The sequence below is a fragment of the Pseudomonas sp. FBCC-B1565 genome (assembly GCF_059133265.1).
This window is the reverse complement of record NZ_CP101438.1, coordinates 2,313,382-2,336,936: the sequence shown is the minus strand read 5'-3', so window position 1 is coordinate 2,336,936 and position 23,555 is coordinate 2,313,382. Positions and strand designations below refer to the sequence as shown.

Annotated in this window: 20 protein-coding genes and 1 pseudogene; 4 read left to right on the top strand and 17 right to left on the bottom strand. The window is 62.8% G+C overall.

Annotated features, from left to right (window positions below):
* Positions 1 to 28 precede the first annotated feature (28 nt).
* The 11 genes from NL123_RS11080 to pedF form a co-directional block, all read right to left on the bottom strand.
* A complete protein-coding gene (locus tag NL123_RS11080; RefSeq protein ID WP_494357767.1) occupies positions 29 to 1,180 on the bottom strand; it encodes an HlyD family secretion protein in 1,152 nt (383 codons plus the stop codon).
* A complete protein-coding gene (locus tag NL123_RS11075; RefSeq protein WP_494357766.1) occupies positions 1,177 to 2,823 on the bottom strand; it encodes an MFS transporter in 1,647 nt (548 codons plus the stop codon). The genes NL123_RS11080 and NL123_RS11075 overlap by 4 nt, the downstream gene beginning before the upstream one ends.
* A 157-nt stretch (positions 2,824 to 2,980) precedes the next feature.
* Positions 2,981 to 4,444: a DASS family sodium-coupled anion symporter gene (locus NL123_RS11070; protein WP_248482528.1), complete on the bottom strand. Its 1,464-nt coding sequence runs from the start codon at positions 4,442 to 4,444 to the stop codon at positions 2,981 to 2,983.
* A 64-nt stretch (positions 4,445 to 4,508) separates the two neighbouring features.
* Positions 4,509 to 5,879 carry an ATP-binding response regulator gene (locus NL123_RS11065; RefSeq protein WP_248482530.1) on the bottom strand — a complete coding sequence of 457 codons (1,371 nt, stop codon included), beginning with the start codon at positions 5,877 to 5,879 and terminating at the stop codon, positions 4,509 to 4,511.
* The gene (gene ercA / locus NL123_RS11060; protein ID WP_248482532.1) at positions 5,863 to 7,026 is read right to left on the bottom strand and encodes an alcohol dehydrogenase-like regulatory protein ErcA; all 1,164 of its coding nucleotides are present in this window, start codon (positions 7,024 to 7,026) and stop codon (positions 5,863 to 5,865) included. Before ercA ends, NL123_RS11065 begins: the two co-directional genes overlap by 17 nt.
* 104 nt (positions 7,027 to 7,130) lie before the next feature.
* The gene (gene pqqA / locus NL123_RS11055; protein ID WP_010209364.1) at positions 7,131 to 7,202 is read right to left on the bottom strand and encodes a pyrroloquinoline quinone precursor peptide PqqA; all 72 of its coding nucleotides are present in this window, start codon (positions 7,200 to 7,202) and stop codon (positions 7,131 to 7,133) included.
* A 222-nt stretch (positions 7,203 to 7,424) separates the two neighbouring features.
* Positions 7,425 to 8,800, bottom strand: a protein-coding gene (locus NL123_RS11050) for an IS3 family transposase (protein WP_494357142.1) whose coding sequence is annotated in 2 segments (ribosomal slippage) — positions 7,425 to 8,297 and positions 8,300 to 8,800 — 1,374 coding nt in all. Because the reading frame shifts where the segments join, the coding sequence is not laid out codon by codon here.
* A gap of 103 nt (positions 8,801 to 8,903) precedes the next feature.
* The gene (gene exaC / locus NL123_RS11045) at positions 8,904 to 10,424 is read right to left on the bottom strand and encodes an acetaldehyde dehydrogenase ExaC (protein ID WP_494357765.1); all 1,521 of its coding nucleotides are present in this window, start codon (positions 10,422 to 10,424) and stop codon (positions 8,904 to 8,906) included.
* A gap of 14 nt (positions 10,425 to 10,438) precedes the next feature.
* Positions 10,439 to 11,371 (bottom strand): quinoprotein relay system zinc metallohydrolase 1, encoded by a 933-nt coding sequence (locus NL123_RS11040; protein WP_494358297.1) that lies wholly within the window; start codon positions 11,369 to 11,371, stop codon positions 10,439 to 10,441.
* 2 nt (positions 11,372 to 11,373) lie between these two features.
* The gene (locus NL123_RS11035) at positions 11,374 to 12,117 is read right to left on the bottom strand and encodes a quinoprotein dehydrogenase-associated SoxYZ-like carrier (protein WP_494357764.1); all 744 of its coding nucleotides are present in this window, start codon (positions 12,115 to 12,117) and stop codon (positions 11,374 to 11,376) included.
* 3 nt (positions 12,118 to 12,120) lie between these two features.
* Positions 12,121 to 12,582, bottom strand: a complete 462-nt coding sequence (pedF, locus tag NL123_RS11030) for a cytochrome c-550 PedF (protein ID WP_248482539.1) — start codon at positions 12,580 to 12,582, stop codon at positions 12,121 to 12,123.
* 254 nt (positions 12,583 to 12,836) lie between these two features.
* On the opposite strand from pedF, the gene exaA reads away from it, so the two are divergent.
* A complete protein-coding gene (gene exaA / locus NL123_RS11025) occupies positions 12,837 to 14,729 on the top strand; it encodes a quinoprotein ethanol dehydrogenase (protein WP_494357763.1) in 1,893 nt (630 codons plus the stop codon).
* Positions 14,730 to 14,919: 190 nt separating this feature from the next.
* Positions 14,920 to 15,567 (top strand): pentapeptide repeat-containing protein, encoded by a 648-nt coding sequence (locus NL123_RS11020; protein ID WP_248482543.1) that lies wholly within the window; start codon positions 14,920 to 14,922, stop codon positions 15,565 to 15,567.
* On the opposite strand, the gene NL123_RS11015 is transcribed toward NL123_RS11020, so the two are convergent.
* Entirely contained in the window at positions 15,564 to 16,190 is a 627-nt protein-coding gene (locus NL123_RS11015) for a response regulator (protein ID WP_248482545.1), read from the bottom strand. The genes NL123_RS11020 and NL123_RS11015 overlap by 4 nt on opposite strands.
* A gap of 153 nt (positions 16,191 to 16,343) precedes the next feature.
* On the opposite strand from NL123_RS11015, the gene NL123_RS11010 reads away from it, so the two are divergent.
* Both NL123_RS11010 and NL123_RS11005 read left to right on the top strand, forming a co-directional pair.
* On the top strand, positions 16,344 to 16,883 hold the full coding sequence (locus tag NL123_RS11010; protein WP_248482547.1) for a PQQ-dependent catabolism-associated CXXCW motif protein: 540 nt from the start codon (positions 16,344 to 16,346) through the stop codon (positions 16,881 to 16,883).
* A gap of 27 nt (positions 16,884 to 16,910) precedes the next feature.
* Positions 16,911 to 17,576, top strand: coding sequence for a response regulator transcription factor (locus tag NL123_RS11005; RefSeq protein ID WP_058427587.1), 666 nt, complete (start codon positions 16,911 to 16,913; stop codon positions 17,574 to 17,576).
* 146 nt (positions 17,577 to 17,722) lie between these two features.
* Here NL123_RS11005 and NL123_RS11000 read toward each other — a convergent pair whose 3' ends face one another.
* The 5 genes and pseudogenes from NL123_RS11000 to NL123_RS10980 form a co-directional block, all read right to left on the bottom strand.
* Positions 17,723 to 19,666: a PAS domain-containing hybrid sensor histidine kinase/response regulator gene (locus NL123_RS11000; protein WP_494357762.1), complete on the bottom strand. Its 1,944-nt coding sequence runs from the start codon at positions 19,664 to 19,666 to the stop codon at positions 17,723 to 17,725.
* A complete protein-coding gene (nosP, locus tag NL123_RS10995) occupies positions 19,608 to 20,753 on the bottom strand; it encodes a nitric oxide-sensing protein NosP (protein WP_494357761.1) in 1,146 nt (381 codons plus the stop codon). The genes NL123_RS11000 and nosP overlap by 59 nt, the downstream gene beginning before the upstream one ends.
* Before the next feature lie 246 nt (positions 20,754 to 20,999).
* A pseudogene (locus tag NL123_RS10990) lies at positions 21,000 to 21,242 on the bottom strand (porin); the annotation flags it as partial.
* 253 nt (positions 21,243 to 21,495) lie between these two features.
* Positions 21,496 to 22,308, bottom strand: a complete 813-nt coding sequence (locus tag NL123_RS10985) for a sulfite exporter TauE/SafE family protein (protein WP_248482551.1) — start codon at positions 22,306 to 22,308, stop codon at positions 21,496 to 21,498.
* A complete protein-coding gene (locus NL123_RS10980) occupies positions 22,309 to 23,553 on the bottom strand; it encodes an NAD(P)/FAD-dependent oxidoreductase (protein ID WP_494357760.1) in 1,245 nt (414 codons plus the stop codon).
* Between the last annotated feature and the right edge of the window lie 2 nt (positions 23,554 to 23,555).

Here is a 23,555-nt window from a genome sequence, read left to right as displayed (position 1 = left end):
CCCTCCCACAGTTTTGATTTGCGTTGTGTCAGGGTGGAGAGTTTTTCAGGCGCCCAGCCGTGTCGATACTCACCACCACCGACAACCCCGGCCGCAATCGCTCGCTCTCGGCCTGGTTCGGGTCCACCGTGATCCGCACCGGCACGCGCTGGGCAATCTTCACGAAGTTGCCGGTGGAGTTGTCCGCCTGCAACAGGCTGAACTCCGAACCGGTGGCCGGGGAAATATGCTGCACCGTGCCGTGGAATTTGCGGTGGTTCAAGGCATCCACCGTAAAGGTCACCGGCTGGCCGACCTGCACGTTGTCCATCTGGGTTTCCTTCATGTTGGCAATCACCCACAGCTGCGGCGGCACCAGCGCCATCAGTTGCGCGCCGGAGTTGACGTAGGCCCCCAGGCGCACGCCAATCTGCCCCAACTGACCGTCACGCGGCGCAGTGATGCGGGTGTTGGACAGGTCGATACGTGCCAGCTCCACCGCCGCCTCGGCACTCGCTACGGCGGCTTCCAGGGAGCCACGGTTGACGATCACCGTCTGCAGGTCCTGCCGCGCGATTTCCAGGCTGGCCTGGGCTTGCGCCACGGCGGCGATGGTCTGCGCATTGGCGGCGCGGGTCACGTCCAGTTCGCGCTTGGACACCGAGCCGTCGCTGATCAGTTCTTCATTGCGGCGCAAATCGGCCGTGCTTTTGCGCGCCTGTGCCTGGCTGTCCACCAAGGCTGCCTGGCGCAACTTGATGGTCGCTTCGGCGCTGTTGCGCTGCTGCACCACATTGGCCAGCGAGGCCTTCTGCACCGCCAGTTGCGCCAGCGCCTGGTCCAGGCGCTGTTTGTAGATCCGGTCGTCGAGGCGCACCAGCAGGTCGCCGGCCTTCACGTATTGGAAATCCTGAACCGGCACTTCAAAAACATAGCCGCTCAGTTGCGGGCCGATGATCGTCACCTGCCCACGCACCAGGGCGTTCTCGGTGGTTTCCACGGCGCTGCTGAACGGCGGCAACTGCCAGGCATACAACACGATCAGCACCCCGACAATGGCAATCGCGGCAAACCCCAGCGATGAGACGATGCGCACCCGCAGGGAACGTGGCTCGGTGACCGAGGCGCCTGGCGGCGTGGTGCCTTCCGGGGTGGCGGCGATGGCGTTGGTGGTCGTGGTGGTGGAAGTCGGTTCGGTCATGAAGAAGCGCCGCTGGGTTGAACGGGAGGGGCTGCTGTTTTGGTCGTGCTCATCAGCCACAGGCTGCGGATAAAGATCCAGATCATGGTCAGTATCGCGATGATCGCGATCAGCATGAAGACATCGTTGTAGGCCATCACGTTCGCCTCGCGGGTCGCCGCCGTGGCCAGGCTGCGAATGCCCATGAGGTTGCGCAACTCGGGGTCGGCGACAATGCCGCCATAGGCCGAACCGCCGCTCGATACCCGCGCGGCCACACGCGGATCGAGCAGGGTCAAGTGCTCGACGATCATGCTGGAGTGGTACTTCTCGCGCACGATCTGGAACGTGCCCAGCAACGCCGCGCCAATCAGGCCGCCGAGGTTCTGGCAGATACCGAACATCACCGAGAAACTCACCAGGTTGCGCGGGTTGGCCAGCACGTTCCTGGTGCCCAGCACCATGGTCGGCCCCAGGAAGAATGTACCGCCGAAGCCTAGCAGGAACTGGCTGACATACAGGTTCTGCGGCCGGGTCAGGTTGCTGGAAAAACTGTCCATCACCGACCCGGTGGCCATCAGAGCCAGGGAGATCACCAGCGGCATCAACAGGTGCGCGGGGTTGATGGTCAACGCACTCACCGCCAGCCCGGCAATCGCCCCTGCGAGCATCACCACATACAGGGTGTGCATCTGCTGGTAGCTCATGTTCAACATCTGCATGAAACCCACGGCGCCGGTGGACTGCTCGGACAACACCATGCGGATCAGGATCACCGCCAGCGCCAGGCGGATCATCACGCCACTGCCCAGCCAGCGGGTCATCAGCATCGGGTTGGCGCGGTTATGCTCGATGGCCAGCCCGGCCATGATCAGCACCAGGGAACAGGCCGAGGCGATGCCGATCCACGGTGCTTCCAGCCACCAGTCGATGCGACCCAGGGACAGCACGGCGCAGAGCAAGGCGACACCGGTGGCAAGGATGGCGAAGGTGACGAAGTCGAGTTTTTCAAAGGTCTTGAAGCGGTCGCCGGGCGGCAACTTGAGCAGGAACACGCAGCCCAGGCAGATCAGCGCCAGGCCCAGCTCGAACAGATACAGCCCGCGCCATTCGGCGATTTGCAGCAGGTCTTCGGAGAACAGCCGTGCCAATGGCAAGGCCAACTGCGCCGTGCCCAACCCCAGCACCAGGGACTTCAAGCGCCACTTGGCCGGGAAGGCCTGGATCATGTAGTACAAACCCAGCGAACTCAGCGCCGCGCCCACCATGCCATGGGCCGCCCGCACCGCGATGGCCGAGCTGAGGTCGTTGACGAACAAGTGGCCGAAAGTCACCAGGGCGTACAGCACCAGGAACACCTCGGTAAATGCACGCAGCCCGAACTGCTGGCGGAACTTCACCAGCAGCAGGTTCATGCACACATTGGTCATCACATAGGCGGCGGGCAGCCAGGCCATTTCGGCGGTGGTCGCGCCCAGTGCACCTTGCAGGTATTGCAGGTTGGCGATGACCAGCGCGTTTCCCAACCCGCCAGTAATCGCCACCAGCACGCCCACCATCGCGAACAGCCAACGCTTGTGCGTCGGGTGCAGCGGCGTAGACGGCGAACCGGGCAGGCTCGGGCGCTCGTGGGGCTCCCAGGTGTGGGGGGTGTATTTGTTCATTCGATGACTCAGGTAAACCCATACTCAGAGACAGTAAACCTGAGCGGAGTTCATCTTGCCATGTCGAGGGCATAATTGATGCGAAGAACAGGCATCACCTGAAATGTGCGAGGGCAAGTCGACTCGTCGCCCTGCCCCCCTGGGATGTCCTGCGTATTCAGATCCAGCCGAGCCAACTCCAGTAGGTCGCAGCGAATACCAGCATCAACAGGTAGCCAACCAGCGTCACCAGAACCCCCACCTTGGCGAACTGCCGCGCCGTGAACGTCCCGGTCCCCAGGCACACCATGTTCTGCGGCGCATTGATCGGCAGGATAAACCCGTAGCTCATCACAAACCCCAAGAGCATGGTCATGCCCAACCGGCTGAAATCCCCCGGCAAGGTCTGCAACACCGCGATCAGGATCGGCAGCAACGCCGAGGTCAACGCGGTGGCGCTGGCGAAGCCCAGATGGATCAGGATCAGGAACGCACCAAGAATCGCAAACACACCCAGCGGCCCCACCTGGTCAAGCCCGGTATGCGCCACCACTTGCGCGCCCAGCCATTGCCCGGCCTGGGTGGTCAGCAGCGCCGTTCCCAGGCTGATGCCTACCCCGAACACGATCACCGTTCCCCACGGAATGCGCGACTGCACATCCTTCCAGGTCATCACGCCGATACCCGGCAATAACAGGAACACCAGGCCGGCGTAGGTGGTCGAGGTGGTGTCGAAACTGTGCAGGCGCCCTTCCGTGGCCCAGGCCAGTAGCAGCAACACCGAAACGCTCAACAGGCGCTTCTGCGCGCCGGTCATCGGCCCTATCTCCACCAGCGACTGCGCCACCGCCTCTTTACCGCCGGGGATGCTGTCGGTCTCCGGCGGCAGCAACTTGAGCACGAGGAACAGCAACACCGCCGACATGATCAACGCCCACGGCGCGCCGGCAATCAGCCAGTCGATCCACGACACGCGCTGGCCAAGCATCTTGTCCATGAAACCGACGGTGAGCAGGTTCTGCGCGGCGGCGGTCTGGATGCCGACGTTCCAGATGCTGGTGCCCTGGGCCACCACGATCATGATGCCGGCGGCGATATTCGAGCGTTTGTCCACGCCGAACGCGGCGATCACACCCATCATGATCGGCACCACGCAGGCACTGCGCGCCGTGGCGCTGGGCACCACGAGGCTGAGCAGCACCGTCACCGCAATCGCCCCCAGCAGGATGCGCCGGGTGCTGGTGCCGACCCGGCTCAGGGTCACCAAGGCGATACGCCGGTCCAGGCCGGTGTGGGTCATGGCTGCTGCGATAAACAGCGCCCCGGCCACCAGCGCCAGCGCCGGGTTGGAAAACCCGGTGAGCGCCATGCTGATCGCCGGGCTGGTGCCGATCACATGCGCGGGGTCCTGCAACGACGGCGCGGTGCCCAGCAGAAAGGCCATCAGCGACGTGATCATGATCGCACTGGCTTCATAGGACACCGCTTCGGCGATCCACACCACCACGGCAAACGCGAGGATCGCCAGCATGCGGTGCCCGGCGACCGGCAAGTCGGCGGGCACCGGCAACAGCAGCACCCCGGCCATCACCAACACGGCGACGACCAGGCCCAGGGGTAATTTGAAAGATGCCGCACTCATGGGCCACTCCAAGGCTCTAGATCAAGCCTTGAGCATGGGCTAAAAGCACCTGCGACGTGTTGACCTAGGCCAACAACTGGCTCAACACGGCCCGCAACTTGCCGGGTTTGACCGGCTTGTTCAGCAACGGCGCTTCCAACCGGCGCAACGCCCTACGGCACTGGTCGGTGCGGTCGGCAGTAATGATCACGGCCGGGATGTTCAGTTCGAAATGCTCACGCAGGTGCTTGACCACCGCACACCCCACCACCCCATGGTCGAGGTGATAATCGGCCAGGATCAGTTCCGGCGCCCTGCCCTCCAACGCCAGCAACGCTCCGGCCTGGTCGGTGGCGGTGACCACATCACAGCCCCATTGCCCGAGTAGCGCGCGCATGCTGTCGAGGATGCTCACCTCGTTGTCGATCACCAGCAGACGCCGTCCCGGCAGCGGGTTGCCGGTGGTCGGCTGGGCTGGCAACTGGCTGATCGGCAGAGGGATCTCGGTGCTCAACGGCACCTCGATACTGAACATCGAGCCACGTCCCGGCCACGAGCGTACGGCGATGGGGTAACCCAGGATCTCGGCGATCCGCTCGACAATCGCCAGCCCCAGCCCAACGCCTTTACGGTCCGCTGCGCGGCCGACGTCGAGCTGGTTGAACTCGAGGAAGATCGCCTCCAGCCGGTCCTGCGCAATCCCGCGCCCGGTGTCCCAGACCTCCAGGCGCAGGCAATCGCCACGCTTGCGCGCGCCCAACAGGATGCAACCTTCGTCGGTATAGCGGCAGGCATTGCTGAGGAAGTTACGCAAAATCCGCGTCAGCAAGCGCAAGTCGGTGCTGATCGCATAGCAGCCCGTGTGCACCCGCAGGTTCAACCCCGCCGCCTGGGCCACCGACTGGAACTCCGAGACCAGCGGCGCGAACAGTTCGTCGAGGCGGTACAGCGCCACATCCGGCTTGACCGCCGCCTGGTCGAGCCGCGAGATGTCCAGCAAGTCGGTGAGCAAGTCCTCGGCGCCCTCCAGCGCCTGATGCGTGCGCTCCACCAGCACCTGCTCGACGCTGGGCAACTGCCGTTCGCGCAAGGTGGCAATCAACAAGCGTGCGGCGTTCAACGGTTGCAACAGGTCGTGGCTGGCGGCGGCGAGGTATTTGTCCTTGCTGCGGTTGGCGGCCTGGGCGGCGTCGCGGGCGTCGCGCAGGTCCTGTTCGATCTGCTCGCGCTGGGCGATCTGCTGTTGCAGGTTGTGGTTGGCTTCCAGCAGTTCATCGGTGCGTGCGGCGACCCGCTGCTCCAACTCGTCATTGAGACGGATATAGCGCTTGCGCTCAGCCTCCAGCTCATCCAGCCGCGCCGTGAGTTCCGGGTAATGGCTCTTGCGCGCCGACTGGTCGCCCAGCCCCAGCAACCCGGCGAGTGCGCGTTGCTGGTCGTCAGAGAGCTTCGCCATAGACGACCTCGACGTCACGCTGGCTCGACTCCCTCGGGTTGGTGAGGATGCACGGATCGCCCATCGCATGCTGGGACAGGAACGGAATATCCGCCACGCGCACGCCATGCAGGCCCAGGGTTTCGTGGAAGCCGATCGCCCGCTTGAGCGCGATCAAATGCTCCACCAGCCGCGCGCAGATCTGCCGGTGATTGAGGCCGCGACAGTCGATGCCAAACGTCTCGGCAATCACCTTGAAACGCTCCGGCGCCGAGCTGTAGTTGAATGCCACCACATGCTCCACGAGTACCGCGTTGCACAGGCCATGGGGCAGGTCGAGGAAGCCGCCGAGGCTATGGGACATGGCGTGCACCGCGCCGAGGATCGCGTTGGAGAACGCCAGCCCGGCCTGCATGCTGCCGAGCATGATCTTCTCGCGCAGGGCAATGTCCGTGGGGTTGGCGATCATCTGCACCAGGTTGCCGTTGATCAGGCGCATCGCCTCCAGCGCATGGGGGTCGGTGAGTGGGCCATGGCCGGTGGAAACGAACGCCTCGATCGCATGCACCAACGCATCGATGCCGGTGCAGGCAGACAGGAACGGGTCCATGCTGGCGGTGGTTTCCGGGTCGATCAGCGACACGTCCGGCACCACCGCCTTGCTGACGATGGAGAACTTCATGCGTTCCTGCTGGTTGGAAATGATCACGAACTGCGAGACATCCGCCGAAGTGCCGGCGGTGGTGGGGATCAGGATCAGCGGCGGGCTGGGCACGCGAATGGTGTCGACGCCTTCGAACTCAAGGATGCTGCGCCCGTGGGCCACCACAATGCCGATGGCCTTGCCGCAGTCCATGGGGCTGCCGCCGCCGATGGCGACGATCACATCACAGTGATGTTCACGGTACACCTCGGCGCCGGTCATCACTTCTTCAACACGCGGGTTGGGCGAGACGGCGCTGTACAGGCAATAGTCGATGCCGAGGGCTTGCAGGCTGGCTTCCACATCGGCCACCCAACCGGCGGCGATCACGCCAGGGTCGCTGACCACCAGCACCTTGCGCGCGCCGAAGGTCTTGGCGTAGTTACCGACGTTGTGCCGGCAACCGGCTCCAAAGATGATTTCAGGCGAGACGAATTTACGCAGGAGGCTCAGATTTGGGCTCATTGGAAAGCCTGTTTTTATTATTTTGGAAGAATGCGCTCCACACTAACCGATCCGGCTGCGAATGCAATCAGACCAAAGAGGCATCCTTCCGACAGCGCCCGCGATCAACGGCTGGCGAAGTACATGGTCACTTCGAAGCCGATACGCAGGTCGGTAAATGCAGGTTTGGTCCACATGGGGGCAGTCCTCGGGTTGGGCCGGAAGATTCCGGTGGGGTCATTAATGCATGGGGGGATGGGGTAGCGAATGCTACTTTCGAAGTATTAAGCGCACTGCATTAGTCGCGAATGTGCAGAGACCAAAATGTGGGAGGGGGCTTGCCCCCGATGGCAGTGTGTCAGTCAATATGTAGGTCACTGGCATACTGAAGTGCGCCCCAAAAGCTGGACAGTTATTGTCTAGGCCTTAGCGGACCGGGCTCTGTATTCTACAGGGCTCAGTCCGCCAAGCTTGGTTTTGATTCGTTTATGATTGTAGTAATGGATGTATTTATCGAGTCCGGCTTGCAACTGGGCCACGCTATCGAAGCGTTCCCGATAATAAAACTCTGACTTCAACGTGCCAAAGAAACTCTCCATTGTGGCATTGTCATAGCAGTTTCCTCGGCGTGACATGCTCTGTTCCACGCCCTCTCTTTCCAGTCGTTCCCGGTACTTTGAGTATCGATAATGCCAGCCTTGATCCGAGTGCAGCATTGGCTTTGCTCCCTCGGGCAAGCGCTTAAACGCTTGGTCCAGCATGTCGCCAACCAAAGCGTATTGAGGGCGCATGGCTGTCTGATAAGCCACGATCTCTCCGTTGTACAAGTCTAAAATTGGAGACAGATACAGCTTTTTTCCAGCTACTTTGAACTCGGTGATATCCGTCACCCATTTTTGATTCGGGTGTTCAGCCTCGAACTGGCGAGCCAATTTATTTGGCGAGACCTCTCCCATCGGCCCTTTATACGCTCTGTATTTCTTCGGTCGTACTGTGCATTTCAGACCCAGCACTCCCATCAGTCGCCGTACCGTTTTGCCGTTGATCGGCGGCCTTTCTTTACGTAGTTCTAAAGTCATACGACGGTAACCCAAGCGCCCTTCATGCTCTTCCTGAAGGCTCTGGATAGAGGCTTTTACCGAGGAAAATCGGTCTGCAGTGTCCATGATTTTGAGTTGGTAGTAGTACGTACTTCGCGCAAGGCCCAGCAGTTTGAGCAAGTCACTCAAGGGAAAGTCTTGCCTCAGTTCGGTGACTATTCGAGCTTTTTCTTCGCTTCTTTCTCTCGCCTCATCACTGCCTCGCCTAACTCCCCAAGCTTTTTTAGGTAGGCGTTCTCCATGCGCAAGTATTGAAGCTCATCAAGCAGGGCTTTATGTGCAAGTTCCTCTTTGGTGAGTGTGCCGGCAGGTTTACGAGGTTTCGCAGGTGGCTTGGGCATCGCGGTGGTCCGTCCTTTTTTCCCTGGGGCCAGGGCTTCAATGCCGCCACTGTAATACTGCTGCTGCCATCTTCCCACTTGGGTAGAGTCACCCAGATTGAAAAGCGCTGCTGCGCGGCGCAGGGAAAGGGAGTCACGCCACATGCGCTGTAGGACGGAGAACTTAAACAAAGCACTGTAGCGTCCACCAGTACTGCTCAGACTGGTCTCGCCGTGCAACCGGTAAGCCTCCACCCAACGGCGAAGCAGGGTGGGGTCCATTTGAAATTGAGCGGCGATGCGACGAAAGCCGCGACCTCGCTCAAGAAAGGCAGTAATGGCGGAAAGCTTGAATTGCGTCGTGTACTTGCTCATGAAAAAGCCCCAGGAGTTGGATGGGTGTCCAACTTTTGGGGCGCACTTCATACCGCTATCGGGGGCAAGCCCCCTCCCACATTGGACAGCATTCCAGTCAGGTCTAGAAGAAACCCAGCGGGTTGATGTCGTAGCTCACCAGCAGGTTCTTGGTCTGTTGGTAATGATCCAACATCATCTTGTGGTTCTCACGCCCGACGCCCGATTTTTTGTACCCGCCAAACGCCGCATGCGCCGGGTACAGGTGATAACAGTTGGTCCACACGCGACCGGCCTTGATCGCCCGGCCCATGCGGTAGGCGCGGTTGATGTCGCGGGTCCACAGGCCGGCGCCCAGGCCGAACTCGCTGTCATTGGCAATCGCCAGGGCTTCGGCTTCGTCCTTGAAGGTGGTCACGCCCACCACCGGCCCGAAGATTTCCTCCTGGAACACACGCATCTTGTTGTGGCCCTTGAGCAGGGTCGGCTGGATGTAATAGCCGCTGGACAGGTCGCCTTCAAGGCGCTCGGCTGCGCCGCCGGTGAGCAGCACCGCGCCCTCCTCCTGGGCGATCTTCAGGTAGGACAGGATCTTGTCGTATTGCTGCTCCGAGGCCTGGGCGCCGACCATGGTCTCGGTGTCCAGCGGGTTGCCGCGCTTGATCTTGACGATCTTCTTCATCACCTCGGCCATGAACGGCTCGTAGATCGACTCCTGCACCAGCGCCCGCGAGGGGCAGGTGCACACTTCGCCCTGGTTGAAGAACGCCAGCACCAGACCTTCGGCCGCCTTTTCGATAAACGCAGGCTCGGCGCTCATGATGTCCTCGAAGAAGATGTTCGGCGACTTGCCGCCCAGCTCGACGGTGGACGGAATGATGTTCTCGGCCGCCGCATGCATGATGTGCGCGCCCACCGGGGTGGAACCGGTAAAGGCGATCTTGGCGATGCGTTTGCTGGTGGCCAGCGCCTCCCCCGCTTCGCGGCCAAAACCCTGCACGATGTTCAGCACGCCGGGCGGCAGCAGGTCGCCGATCAGCTCGGCGAACACCATGATCGACAACGGCGTCTGCTCGGCCGGCTTGAGCACGATGCAGTTACCCGCGGCGAGTGCTGGCGCGAGTTTCCACGCCGCCATCAGCAATGGGAAGTTCCACGGGATGATCTGCCCGACCACGCCCAATGGTTCGTGAAAATGATAAGCCGCTGTGTGCTCGTTGATCTCGGCGGCCCCGCCTTCCTGGGCACGGATACACCCGGCGAAGTAGCGGAAATGGTCAGCGGCCAGGGGCACGTCGGCGTTGAGGGTTTCGCGCACGGCCTTGCCGTTGTCCCAGGTCTCGGCCACGGCCAGCACTTCCAGGTGCTGCTCGATACGGTCGGCGATTTTCAGCAGTACAAGGGCGCGGTCCTGGGCCGAGGTCTTGCCCCAGGCATCGGCGGCGGCGTGGGCGGCGTCGAGGGCCTTGTCGATATCGGCGGCGCTGGAACGCGGGAACTCGGCGATGACGTCACCGGTGACTGGCGAGGTGTTGGTGAAGTACTCACCGTTGATCGGCGCGACGAACTCACCGCCGATGTAATTGCCGTAGCGCGGCTTGAAGCTGACGATGGCGCCGGGGGTGCCAGGTTGGGCGTAGATCATGGTGAGGCCTCTGCTTATTGTTGGGTGTTGATGGGCTGCATCTGGGTGCGTTCGTAGTGCGGGTACAGGTGGGTCACGCTGCGGGTCAGTTCATAGCGGCTCAGGTTGATGCCCGCGAAACGCTCGGGGATCGGGCTGCGGATCAGCTCGGGCATGTCGCTGCCCTGTGCCGCAGCGTCGCGCAGCAGTTGATCAAGCCAGGTGAGGTAGTCGCGCATCTGTTCGAAGGGTTTGGCGTCGGTCGCAACGGGGCCGTGGCCGGGCACGATCAGGATCCAGGGCAAGCCTTGCAGGGTGGCGATGTCCGCCAGCCAGATCGCCAGCCCCGGTGAATGGGGCGTGGTAAGCGCACGTTGGTAGAACACCAGGTCGCCGGCAAACAGCACGCCGGTCTTGCGGTCGAGGATCGCCAGGTCGGCGCCGGTGTGCCCGCGCAGTTGCAGCAGTTGCAGGTCGTGGCTGCCGAAGTTTTTCACACCGGGCTGCAGCGTTTCGCCGGGCAGTACCACTTCGGTGCCGCGCATCCAGTCGCCGACCATGCGGTACAGGTTCTCGGCCATGCTGTCGCCCTGCTCATGCAGCAAATCCTGGGTACCGGCCAGGGCGCCAATCGGCACGTCCTTGAAGGCTTGGTTACCCAGCGCATGGTCGGGATGGTGGTGCGTCAGCAGCACCTGGATCACCGGTTTGTCGGTGACACGGGCGATGGCCTGGCGCAGGGCTTCGCCGTAGCGCCTGGACGGCCCGGTGTCGATCACCACCACGCCGGGCTCGGTGACGATGAACCCGACATTGACGATATTGCCGCCATTGTCCTTGGCGAAATTGTCGGTGCTGCCTTCCAGCAGCCAGGTGTTGTCGGCGATCAAGCGGGGCGTGAGGGCGTAATCCAGGTCCGCCAGCACCGGCAGGCTGAACAGCAGCAGCCACAGCAGAATCCAGCGCAAGTTCATGGGATGGTCGCCTCGAACTGGCTGCCGCTGGTGTCGCGCAGGGTCAGGCGCGTGGGCTCGCGGCCTTCGATGTCGAAGGCCAGGCTGGGGTTTTCGCTGACGGCGGGGAACAGTTCCAGGCGTGCCAGCAGTTGGTTATCTGCGCCACGCAGCTCGGCCTGATGGATAAAGAATTCGGGAATACCGCTGATCATGCCGTTATCCATCGGATGGGCAACTTGCAGTTTCACGCGGCTGAACTCGGCACGCGGGTAACGGCCGCCGAGCACTTCGCCCAGGTGTTCTTCCCAGCCGGGTTGGGTGCGCACCACGCTGGGCGCGGTGCAGCCGCCACCGGCGGCATCGATCAGGGCCGAGCCGACATGCCACATGCCATCCCGGGTGAGCACCGCTGCACGCAACGGCGTGGCCTGTTCGATACGAATCCGCAGCGACAGCCACGGCAGTACTGGCCCCAACGGCTGGAAATCGACGATCTGCGGCAGCGGGTTCAGCTCGGCCCAGGCAAGGATCTTCACCACGTCCCCCTTGAAGGCGCGGGCGTCGATCTCCAGCGGCACCTGGCGCGCATCCTCGGCGAACGGCGGCGCCAGGAGCTTCACCCGCTCGTCGAAAACAAACGGTGCATTGTCGAGAAAGCGCTGGTGATAGTAGGCCCACATCACCGAGGGCACCGGGTCCACGGGCGCGCCCCAGGCCAGCATCGGCACACAGCACAACCACCACCCGCGCAGGCCCATGGCTTACTCCTCGACGTGCACGCTGTCGAGGTAGGTACGCACCGCCCACAGGGCTTCCTGGCTGAGGTAGTCGGCCATTTTCGGCATGTACACCCGGCCATCGCGCACGGCGCCGTGGCGCACGCGCTCCACAAACCATTCATCGCCGGCGTCGCCGGCATCGAGCATGCGCAGGTCGGGAGCGATGCCACCGGACTTGGCTTCCAGGCCATGGCACGCCGCGCAGTTCTGGTTGTAGGCCGACGCACCGACCTCCACCGCCTTGTCATGCTCGGGTGTGGTGCGATAGGGGTTGGTGGCGGCCCAGCCATCGGCGTCCAGCGGTACGCCGGCGTCCTTGATCGGGGTGAGGCCTTTGGTTTCCACGGCGGTGGGCGTCACGTTGCCGTGGGCCCAGGCGGAACCTGTACTGATTGCACCGGCGAGCAGGCAGGCGGTGATCAAGGCGTTGCGTTTTGTTGTCATTATTTTTTCCCTCGGGAGTGCACGCAAAACCTCTTGGCAGAGGCTATGGCAACCATCTTAGGAAGCACCCGGCAGGACCCGTATGCTGCTTTGGTGGGCGGGCTCTCATCCGTTGGTAGCAGACCTTGTGGGGCACTGCTAAATCAGAGGCGGTTCGGGAAATTGTCCCGGCAACACCGGGACTTTTTCCGTATTCGCCACGGCGTTCACATCGCACCCTGTGCAAGCCAAAACCTCCACTGGGAACTGCAACCATGACAATAAGATCGCTACCCGCCCTCTCGCCGCTGAGCCTTGCCGTGCAGGCCTTCCTGCTGGTCGGCAGCCTGTCCTTGAGTGCGGCCAGCTTCGCCGCCGCCGAGCCTGCCAAACAGACCCGCAACGTCACCTGGGAAGACATCGCCAACGACCACCTGACCACCAAGGACGTGCTGCAATACGGCATGGGCACCAACGCCCAGCGCTGGAGTCCGCTGGCCCAGGTCAACGACAAGAACGTGTTCAAGCTCACGCCGGCCTGGTCCTATTCGTTCGGCGATGAGAAGCAGCGCGGCCAGGAATCCCAGGCCATCGTCAGCGACGGCGTGGTCTACGTCACCGGCTCCTATTCCCGGGTGTTCGCCCTTGATGCGAAGACCGGCAAACGCCTGTGGACCTACAACCACCGCCTGCCCGACAACATTCGCCCGTGCTGCGACGTGGTCAACCGCGGCGCGGCGATCTTCGGCGACAAGATCTACTTCGGCACCCTCGACGCGCGCCTGATCGCCCTCGACAAGAACACCGGCAAAGTGGTGTGGAACAAGAAATTCGGCGACCACGCCGCCGGCTACACCATGACCGGCGCCCCGGTGCTGATCAAAGACAAGGTGACCGGCAAGGTGCTGCTGATCCACGGCAGCTCCGGCGATGAATTCGGCGTGGTTGGCCAGCTGTATGCGCGCGACCCGGACACCGGCGAAGAGGTGTGGATGCGCCCGTTCGTGGAAGGCCACATGGGCCGCCTGAACGGCAAGGACAGCACCCCGACCGGCGACGTCAAGGCGCCTTCGTGGCCGGATGACCCGACCACCGAAACCGGCAAGGTCGAGGCCTGGAGCCACGGCGGCGGCGCGCCTTGGCAGAGTGCGAGCTTCGATGCCGAGACCAACACCATCATCGTTGGCGCCGGCAACCCCGGCCCGTGGAACACCTGGGCGCGTACATCGAAGGACGGCAACCCCCACGATTTCGACAGCCTCTACACCTCCGGCCAGGTCGGCGTCGACCCCAGCACCGGCGAAGTGAAATGGTTCTACCAACATACCCCGAACGACGCCTGGGACTTCTCCGGCAACAACGAACTGGTGCTGTTCGACTACAAGGACAAGGATGGCAAGGTCATCAAGGCCACCGGCCACGCCGACCGCAACGGCTTCTTCTATGTGGTCGACCGCAACAACGGCAAGCTGCAGAACGCCTTCCCGTTCGTCGACAACATCACCTGGGCCAGCCACATCGACCTGAAGACCGGCCGCCCCGTGGAAAACGAAGGCCAGCGTCCAGCCAAGCCATTGCCGGGCGAAACCAAGGGCAAGCCGGTGGAAGTCTCGCCGCCGTTCCTGGGTGGCAAGAACTGGAACCCAATGGCCTACAGCCAGGACACCGGGCTGTTCTACATCCCGGGCAACCAGTGGAAAGAGGAGTACTGGACCGAAGAGGTCAACTACAAGAAGGGCTCGGCGTACCTGGGCATGGGCTTTCGCATCAAGCGTATGTATGACGACCACGTCGGTACCCTGCGGGCGATGAACCCGACCACCGGCAAGGTGGTGTGGGAGCACAAGGAACACCTGCCGTTGTGGGCCGGCGTACTGGCGACCAAGGGCAACCTGGTGTTCACCGGCACCGGCGATGGCTTCTTCAAGGCCTTCGACGCGAAGACCGGCAAGGAGCTGTGGAAATTCCAGACCGGCAGCGGCATCGTCTCGCCGCCGATCACCTGGGAACAGGATGGCGAGCAGTATATCGGCGTGACAGTCGGCTACGGCGGCGCGGTGCCGTTGTGGGGCGGCGACATGGCGGAGCTGACCAAGCCGGTGGCACAGGGTGGGTCGTTCTGGGTGTTCAAGATCCCGAGCTGGGACCTGAAAACCGCTCAGAAGTAACCTCACCCTATATGCCGGGGTCATCCTTTGTGGCGAGCGGGCTTGTCCCGCGTTGGGCTGCGAAGCGGCCCCCGGCTTTTCTCCAGCCCCAACGAGCCGTCAGGTTTTGGGGCTGCTGCGCAGCCCAACGCGGGGCAAGCCCGCTCACCACAGCAAGCCCGCTCACCCCAGGATCCCCAGAGGTCTCGCGATGAAATATCTGCCCTTTTTAATCCTGCTATCCCTGCCCTTGGCTCACGCCGACGAGGGCGACGACGCCCCCCTGGTCATCAACGGCTGTACCATTGCCGAACACAGCCAATGCCCCGGCGCCCACCTCAAGGGCGCCAACCTGAGCAATCAAGACTTAAGCAAAATGAACCTGGCCGGCGCCGACCTGCGCGACGCAGACCTGCGCCACGCCAACCTCGACCTGGCCAACCTGGAAAAAGCCCAGTTGCAAGGCGCCAACCTGACCCGCGCCAGCCTGCAACAAGCCAACATGCGCCTGGCGGATTTCACCGGTGCCACGCTGATGGCCGTGCAAGGCTGGGGGCTGTTTGCCCAGGGCGCACAATTTGAAAACGCCAACCTCAGCGCCGCCTACCTGCAATTTGCCCGGTTGTCGGGGGCGAAGCTGCACCAGGCCAACCTGCGGGCGGCCGACCTGGAAATGACCTGGCTGAGCAAGGCCGACCTACAAGGCGCCGACCTCAGCGACGCCAACCTGCAAGAAGCCAAGTTCGGCGAAAGCAACCTGGAGAAAGCCACCCTCACCGGCAGCCGCCAGCACTATGCGAATTTCCAGGATGCGAACATGGAAGGTTGCAAGGACTGCCCGACCACCTGGGACCGTTAACCCGCCACCCGCACCACCCCCATGTCGATACCCAAATGCACCAACTCGGCATGGGAACTCACCTGCAACTTACTCTTGAGCAAGGTCAGGTGATTGGACACGGTCTTGCTGCTGATACTCAGCTGGGCGGCAATCGCACGCGCCGGGGTGCCCTTGGCGAGCATCAGGAAAATCTCCAGTTCACGCTGGGTCATGCTTTGCAGGCGCCGGTCGGTGGGGTGGTACGCCAGCTGGGTGGCCAGGTCCTGTTCGATATAGGTGTGGCCGTCAAGAATGCGCTCGACCGCGTCCAGCATCACCGCCGGCAACGCGCTTTTGGTCAGGTAGCCTGACGCACCGGCCTCCAACGCCTGGCGCACCAGGGGCAACTCAGCATGCTGGCTGAAAAACAGCACGCGCAATTGCGGCAGGCGCTGGCGCAGGCGGCGGGTGGTTTCCAGGCCGCTGATCCCCGGCAGGCCGAAGCCGATGATCACCAGGTTTGGCACCGCTTCGTGCACCCGCGCCAAGGCATCCTCGCCACTCGCCGCTTCGCGCACCACCACACCGGGCAGCCCGCTGCGCAATAGCCCGGCGTAACCCAGGCGGACCACGGCGTGATCATCGACCAGCAGGATATTCATAGTGCCTCCAATGGCGGTGCCTCTGGCCATGCTAGAACCCCGGGGACCAATGGGACCTACTACTTTGGTACTGGTTTTGCTGTCTATCGTCGCATTCCCAAGGCAGCAGGACTGGCGTGTAATGGGCGCATAACGATAAGGATTGGATCCGCCATGCTGCCCGCTCGACTGCCCCTTGCGGCACTGTTGTGCCTGTTCATCACGTACGTACAGGCCGACACGCCACTGTTTTCCGCCGATGGCTACCGCACCAGCCTGTACCGCAGCCCCACGCCCGATCAACTGCCCGGGGCGATCATCGTCGACACCCCTGCCCTGCAAACCCTGTTGACCCAGACGCCCGCACCGGTACTGATCGACGTGTACCGCCGCCCGTGGCTACAGGGCCGCTTCATCGAAGACCAGCCCCACGCCAACCTGCCCGGCAGTCACTGGCTGGCCAATACCGGCGACGGCGACCTCACGCCCGAGTGGCAAGGTTACTTTGTGCGCCACCTGTACAAGTACACGGGCGGCAACCTGGCCCGCCCGCTGGTGTTCTACTGCCGCGCCGATTGCTGGCTGAGTTGGAACGCGGTAAAACGGGCCGCCAACCTGGGCTATACCACTGTGTATTGGTACCGCGATGGCTTGGACGCATGGGAAGCGGCAAACCTGCCAGTGATGGCTGCGACACCCGAACCCTTTGAATAAAAAACCACAACAAGAAGGTGAACGGCCATGTACAAAATTCTGATTGCCGACGATCACCCGCTGTTTCGCGAGGCGATCCACAACGTTATCAGCGACGGTTTCCCCGGCAGCGACGTGATGGAGACCGCCGACCTGGACAGCGCCCTTGCGCTGACCCAGGAACATGACGACCTCGACCTGATCCTGCTGGACCTGAACATGCCCGGCATGCACGGCCTCAACGGCCTGATCAACCTGCGCAACGAGTCGCCGACCATTCCGGTGGTGATCGTCTCGGCCGAGCAGGACAAACAGATCGTGCTGCAAGCTATCACCTACGGCGCGGTGGGCTTTATCACCAAGTCATCACCGCGCCTGCAAATGACCGAGGCGATCCAGCAGATTCTCAACGGCAATGTGTACCTGCCGCCGGACATCATCCGTACCCAGAAAAACACCGGGCAGCGGCGCATGAACGACAGCCCTGGGTTTGCCCCCGAGCTGTTGCAGGCGCTGACACGCAAGCAGCTGCTGGTGTTGGAGCGGATGACCAAGGGTGAGTCGAACAAGCAGATCGCCTATACGCTGGAGATTGCCGAGACCACGGTGAAGGCCCATGTGTCGGCGATTTTGCGCAAGTTGAATGTGCATAACCGCGTGCAGGCGATACTCAGTGCCGGAGATATCGATTTCGGCTCGTACCTGCGCCGCTGACGGTCTGACACACCACAAATCAACTGTGGGAGGGGCGGTGCGACGACTCGACTTGCCCCCGATGGCAGAGTGTCAGTCAGCACATGCATTGACTGATCCACCGCTATCGGGGGCAAGCCCCCTCCCACATTTTGATCTGCATTTTGTCAGGGCCGGCTGAGCAGGTGGCTCATGGCGGTTTTCAGCTTCATGGGCCTGACGGGCTTGTGCATCAAGGTATGCCCCAACTCACGGATCTGCTGCTTCAATTCATTGCTGTAGTTGGCGGTGATCATCAACGCCGGCACCGCGCTCCCGCGCCGGGCGTTAATGCGGGCCACGGCGTCCACGCCGTTCTGGTCGTCGTCCAGATGGTAATCGGCAATCAACAGGTCCGCCTCGGCATGGTAGTTGTCCACCTGCCGCGCCAGGTCCTGTTCCGACAGCGCCGTGATCACCCGGCAGCCCCAGCCTTCGAGCAAGGTACGCATACCCGCGCAGATCGCCGCGTCGTTATCCAGCACCCACACCCGGGCACCTTGCAGGCGCTCGAGCAACGGCTCGCTCATGGAAGACGCCGGCAGCGACTTGGGGGCCGTGGCGCTCAACGGTACCTCCACCGAGAACATCGAGCCTTTGCCCGGCCAGGATCTGACGCTGATGCGATGGCCGAGTATCCCGGCGATCTTTTCCACGATGGCCAGGCCCAGGCCCAGGCCGCGGTCCTGGTCCGGTCGCTGCACGTCGCCGCGCTTGAACTCCTGGAAAATTTCCTCCAAGCGCTCTTGCGCAATCCCCATGCCGCTGTCCCACACCTGGATCAACAGGCGCTGCTGCTGACGCCGGCAACCCAGCACCACCCGCCCCTGGTAGGTGTAGCGAATGGCATTGCTGAGCAGGTTGCGCAGGATCCGCGCCAGCAACTGGATGTCGCTGCGCACCAACGCGGAGCAGCCGACAAAGTGCAGCGCCAAGCCTTCGGCGCGGGCCAGTTGGGTGTACTCGGCGGCGAGGTTGTCGAGCAATTCACTCAAGGCGAACGGCGCGATATCGGCCTTGATCACGCCAGCATCCAGTTTGGAAATATCCACCAGGGTCCCCAGCAGGTTTTCCACGTCTTCCAGGGAGTTGCTCACATTGCGCACCAGGGCTTCGCTGGGGCGTTCCAGCAAGGCACTGGTGAACAGCCGCGCCGCATTCAACGGTTGCAACAGGTCATGGCTGACGGCGGCGAGAAACTTGGTTTTCGACAGGTTGGCCTGCTCGGCCTCGAGCTTGGCTTCGCGCAGGCGGGTTTCCATGCGCCGGCGCTCGTCGATTTCCTTGAGCAGTTGGTCATTGAGCGACGTAAGCTCCGAGGTGCGCTGGGCCACGCGCTGTTCCAGATGCTGGTAGGCCTGGTGCAAGGCTTCGGCCGTGCGGCGGCGTTCGGTGATATCGCGGATCAACACGAAGATCCCCACCACCTCGCCACTGGCCAGCATGTTCGGTACATAGGAGCGCAGCATGTAGCGTTCCTGGTGGTTGATGTTGGTTTCGGCGAACTCAAAGGTCACGCTCTCCCCCGCCAAGGCACGGGCGACGTAGGCATCCAGGCGCTGGCAATGCTGCTCGCTGTGCACTTCGCGCAGGCTCTGCCCAAGCATCATGCCGCGCGGCCAGCAGTACCATTCTTCATAGACCTTGTTGGTGAACTCATAGACCAGATCGGCATTCAGATAGCCGATCAGCGCCGGCACGTTGTCGGTGATCAGGCGGATCCAGCGCTCGCTCTCCTGGGCTTTCTGCGCCGCCGCCTGTTCGCCACGCAGGGTTTCGGCGCGCAGCCGGGCGTTGATCAGCAGGTGGTTGCTGGCCTTGAGTTCGGCCATCGCCTGGTTCAGCGCGTCGGTGCGCTCGCGCACTTGCTCGGCCAGCACCACCGAATGCTGGAAGGTGGCGTAGGGGTTGTTGCCCTGGGGCATGCCGGACTCGATGCGCTCGATCAGCGCCGCATTGATCCGCGCCAGCTTGTGGTTGTCCTGTTGCAGCCGGGCCAGTTGAGCGGGCAGGTCAGCGCCGGCCTCGGGCAATGGCGACCCCGGTGAACGTCTGGTTGATGTGCATGCCATTGAACTGTTCTCCGTAGGTGTTGAAACCCATAACTCGCTGGTCCCGCAAGTAACCGCCAAGCTGTTCGAGGGTGCCGTTGTCTTCCAACTCCAGGCGGCGCAAAAAGCAATCGCAGCCGATGGTCAGCAACAGGTCGCCGAGGCGCGCTTGCAGGCCGTCGAACAGCGCCTGCAAGTTCGGCAGCAGCGGGCCGGGCGTCATGACCGTCAGCACGATGCCGTTTTCCACCGCGCAGTAGAAACTCAGGCTGAGGTCCTCATGCACCTGCTGGATAGCGCGCACGTAGTACTGGTCGTGGATACGCACCGCCAGCGGGTGGGCGGCGAACGTGCGGTGGTCGAGGTCGGCCACCGCCACGCCGATATGCCGCGCGTACTCTTCGGCGGCGGGCTCGGCGTTGAGCTCGAACACGCGGCGTGACGGGCTGTCGGCGCCGGTCACCACCAGCTTTTCCGTGCGCGGCAGGATATGGTGGGTGGTGAACACCTCGAAATCCAGCCAGGTGTTGACCAGCATCACCACCGCCGCGCCGCTGTGGAACACGCCGTTGAAGTACACGTGGGTGTGGGTGAGGAAGTTGTCGTCACCGGCCGAACCGCCGAAATGCGGGATATCCCCAAGAGCCGCGCTAAGGGCGGCGAGGACCATTTCTTCGCGGCTGGACAGGCCGTCAAGCAGGGTCAGCGCAAACGTGTTGCCCTTGATCGGCGCCAGGGTATTGCTGCGACAGCCGCCGACCAGACGCTCGACCATGTCCTGGGCACCGATCAGGCTGAAGTGCTCGACCTGATCGATCAGCTCCGTGGCGATGGAAAAGTGCGCATGGTTGAAGCCCACCGCCGTGATGCAGTTGCGACCGTAGCCTTGGGGCGTGATCTCGCCGGCGCTGGTGCAGCCGACCACACGCACCTTGCCGAAGCACTGTTGCAGGGCCTGGCCAAGGGCCTGGAGGTCGTAGGACGCGGAACAGAAAAACAGCACAAAACCCAGGTACGGGTGCAGCAGTTGCTGGGCCAATTCCTCGGCGGCCTGCCCGGCATCGGTGGCCTGGGACATGGCGCTGACTACGCCTTCACTGTTGTGCATCGTTGCCTCCCCCTCTGAAGCATCAGTGTACGAAGGGCCAGGACGTGGACCTATGCTACTTGGGTACTGGGTGGGGGATTCGATGGGATGAGGCTTTCAAGACCACTCTCTCAAAAGCCAATGGGGATCCAATGTGGGAGGGGGCTTGCCCCCGATTGCAGGGTGTCAGTCGATGCATGAGTGATTGATCCACCGCTATCGGGGGCAAGCCCCCTCCCACATTTTGATTGCATTTCAGATGGCTACCATGCCATTGCCGTCGTCCTTGGTCTTGCCGTAGGACAGGGCCAGGCGGTTCTTGCCGACCTTGTACGAGCCTTGTACCAGGTAGCCATTGCTGTCGACGTTGCGCAACGTGGCCTCCCCGGCATTGTTAGTGAAAAACGGGTTGATGCCCTTGGCCTGGAACCCCGAACCGGTCAGCGGCAAACCGCCCATCTTCGCCTGCACGCCGTAGCCCAGGCCCTTGGAGGTGACGGAGGCCACGGTGGAAAGGCGTTGATGTAGCCATCGGTGGAGAAGGTGGTTTCGTCCTTGTCGTACAACATGATTTCGGCGTCGGCGAATGGGCTGAAGCCCAGGCCGAGGATAAAGGCAGGCAACAGACGCAGCGGGGACTTGATGTCGGAGGCGATTATCAAAAGGCGGTGGGCCATGGCATACGCTGCCTTGGCCCTGATTTGCGGATGCTTTGGAGGGGCAGCGGGTGCCCGGCAAGTTCGGTTTAGTCCAGGCCCGGCACTTAGGATGTAAGACCGGCCTTGACCAACATGCCCACGGCCACCACGACACACAGGCCGGCAAAACCGACCTGCAAGGCACGCGCGGGGATCACCGAACACAGACGCCGACCGGCCAGCATGCCGACGATACTCGCGGCGATAAACACCCAACCCACCGGCTCGATGCGCACACCGGCATGCAGCGCGCCGGCCACGCCGATCAACGACAGCAGGCTGATTACCATCAGGGAGGTGGCAACGATGCCACGCATCTGCACGTCGGTGAGCTGCTTGAACGCTGGCACGATCAGGAAGCCGCCGCCCACACCCAGCAGGCCGGACACCGCGCCGGTCACCGCGCCGAGGGCGGCCAGGGTCGCGCTACATTTGGCGGTCCAGGCCAGGCGCCCGGTCTGCTGGTCGAGCATGCAGTTCTTCTGGCCCCAGGAGGCGGTCCCGTGATCACTCGGCCCGGCCTCGCGTTTTTCGCGCTGCAACATGCGCCAGGCCACCAGCACCATCAATGCACTGAACAGCCCCATCAACAGGGCTTCCGGCAACTGGTGGGCGAGGTACACCCCCACCGGCGAAAACAGCGCGCCGAGCAAGGCGATCAGCAACGCGGCGCGATAACGCACCAGGCCATGGCGCAAACCATCGACCGCCCCTACCGCCGCCGCCGCGCCCACGGCGAGCAACGACACCGGCGCGGCCTGGGTCATGCTCAAGCCCAGGCCCAGCACCAGCGCCGGCACCCCGAGGATGCCGCCACCGGCGCCGGTCAGCCCCATGACCAGGCCCATCAACAATCCCAACACACTGGCGAGCAGCATTCAGTCCACCTTGCTCAGGCGGGTCAGCCATTCGCGGCCCTTGAGCATGCCGTTCCAGTAGAACCACGGCAGCAGAGTCGCCTTGAGGAACCACATCGAGCGACGCGCCTGGGTCGGGTCCAGGGGAAAGGTCGGCAGCAGCTTGCCGCCATAGCCGAACTCGGCCAGCACCACCTTGCCCTTCTCCACCGTCAGCGGGCAGGAGCCGTAGCCGTCGTATTTGAGCGGCAACGGCGCCTGTTTGCGCAGGGCCAGCAGGTTTTCGGCAACCACCACGATTTGCTTGCGCACCGCTGCGGCGGTCTTGGCGTTGGTGGTGCCGCACACGTCGCCCAGGCCGAAGATATGCGGATAGCGCAGGTGCTGCAGGCTATGGGGGTTCACCTCACACCAACCGCCGGCGTCGGCCAGTGGGCTCTGGCGGATGAAATCCGGCGACACTTGGGGTGGGACCACGTGCAGCAGGTCGAAGGCTTTCTCTTCGATGCGGACGTTGCCCTCGGTGTCCTTCACTTCGAACCAGGCCTTGCGGGCTAGGCCGTCGACTTTCACCAGGTTGGCATTGAATGCCAGGCGGGCGTTGTACTTTTCCACGTACTTCATCAGCGGCGGCACAAAGGTCGCCACCCCGAACAGCGCGGCGCCGGCCAGGTTGAATTCGACGTCGATGTGTTTCAGCGTGCCCTGTTTGAGCCAGTGATCGCAGGACAGGTACATGGCTTTTTGCGGCGCACCCGCGCATTTGATCGGCATCGCCGGCTGGGTGAAGATCGCCTTGCCGCCCTTGAGTTGCTGCACCAACTGCCAGGTGTAAGCAGCGTGCTGGTAACTGTAGTTGGACGTGACGCCATGTTTGCCCAGGGTGTCTTGCAGCCCCTCGACCTTCTCCCAGGCCAGGCGCAGGCCGGGGCAGACGATCAGGTTGTTCCAGGTGACGCGCTGGCCGCTGTCGAGCACCAGGGTCTGCTCGTCCGGCAGCAGTTCGCTGACGGCGGCCTGTACCCAGGTGACACCATTGGGCAACACGTCGGCCAGTGGGCGGCGGGTCTTTTTCACGTCGTAGGCACCGCCGCCCACCAGGGTCCAGGCGGGCTGGTAGCAGTGGTGGTCGCTCGGTTCGATCAGGGTGATATGCAGGTGGGGGTCGCGCTTGAGCAGGCTGGCCAGCAGGCCAATGCCCGCCGAGCCGCCGCCGATGACTACGATATCGCCACTGATGGTAGGGCCCCAGTGTTGGTCGGTCATGG

Bases quoted from the DNA above. Each gene is read 5' to 3' on its own strand.
- NL123_RS11080 (WP_494357767.1), bottom strand. From the start codon at position 1,180: ATGACCGAACCGACTTCCACCACCACGACCACCAACGCCATCGCCGCC.
- NL123_RS11075 (WP_494357766.1), bottom strand. From the start codon at position 2,823: ATGAACAAATACACCCCCCACACCTGGGAGCCCCACGAGCGCCCGAGC.
- NL123_RS11070 (WP_248482528.1), bottom strand. From the start codon at position 4,444: ATGAGTGCGGCATCTTTCAAATTACCCCTGGGCCTGGTCGTCGCCGTG.
- NL123_RS11065 (WP_248482530.1), bottom strand. From the start codon at position 5,879: ATGGCGAAGCTCTCTGACGACCAGCAACGCGCACTCGCCGGGTTGCTG.
- ercA (WP_248482532.1), bottom strand. From the start codon at position 7,026: ATGAGCCCAAATCTGAGCCTCCTGCGTAAATTCGTCTCGCCTGAAATC.
- exaC (WP_494357765.1), bottom strand. From the start codon at position 10,424: ATGATCTACGCCCAACCTGGCACCCCCGGCGCCATCGTCAGCTTCAAG.
- NL123_RS11035 (WP_494357764.1), bottom strand. From the start codon at position 12,117: ATGGGCCTGCGCGGGTGGTGGTTGTGCTGTGTGCCGATGCTGGCCTGG.
- pedF (WP_248482539.1), bottom strand. From the start codon at position 12,582: ATGACAACAAAACGCAACGCCTTGATCACCGCCTGCCTGCTCGCCGGT.
- exaA (WP_494357763.1), top strand. From the start codon at position 12,837: ATGACAATAAGATCGCTACCCGCCCTCTCGCCGCTGAGCCTTGCCGTG.
- NL123_RS11020 (WP_248482543.1), top strand. From the start codon at position 14,920: ATGAAATATCTGCCCTTTTTAATCCTGCTATCCCTGCCCTTGGCTCAC.
- NL123_RS11015 (WP_248482545.1), bottom strand. From the start codon at position 16,190: ATGAATATCCTGCTGGTCGATGATCACGCCGTGGTCCGCCTGGGTTAC.
- NL123_RS11010 (WP_248482547.1), top strand. From the start codon at position 16,344: ATGCTGCCCGCTCGACTGCCCCTTGCGGCACTGTTGTGCCTGTTCATC.
- NL123_RS11005 (WP_058427587.1), top strand. From the start codon at position 16,911: ATGTACAAAATTCTGATTGCCGACGATCACCCGCTGTTTCGCGAGGCG.
- NL123_RS11000 (WP_494357762.1), bottom strand. From the start codon at position 19,666: ATGGCATGCACATCAACCAGACGTTCACCGGGGTCGCCATTGCCCGAG.
- nosP (WP_494357761.1), bottom strand. From the start codon at position 20,753: ATGCACAACAGTGAAGGCGTAGTCAGCGCCATGTCCCAGGCCACCGAT.
- NL123_RS10985 (WP_248482551.1), bottom strand. From the start codon at position 22,308: ATGCTGCTCGCCAGTGTGTTGGGATTGTTGATGGGCCTGGTCATGGGG.
- NL123_RS10980 (WP_494357760.1), bottom strand. From the start codon at position 23,553: ATGACCGACCAACACTGGGGCCCTACCATCAGTGGCGATATCGTAGTC.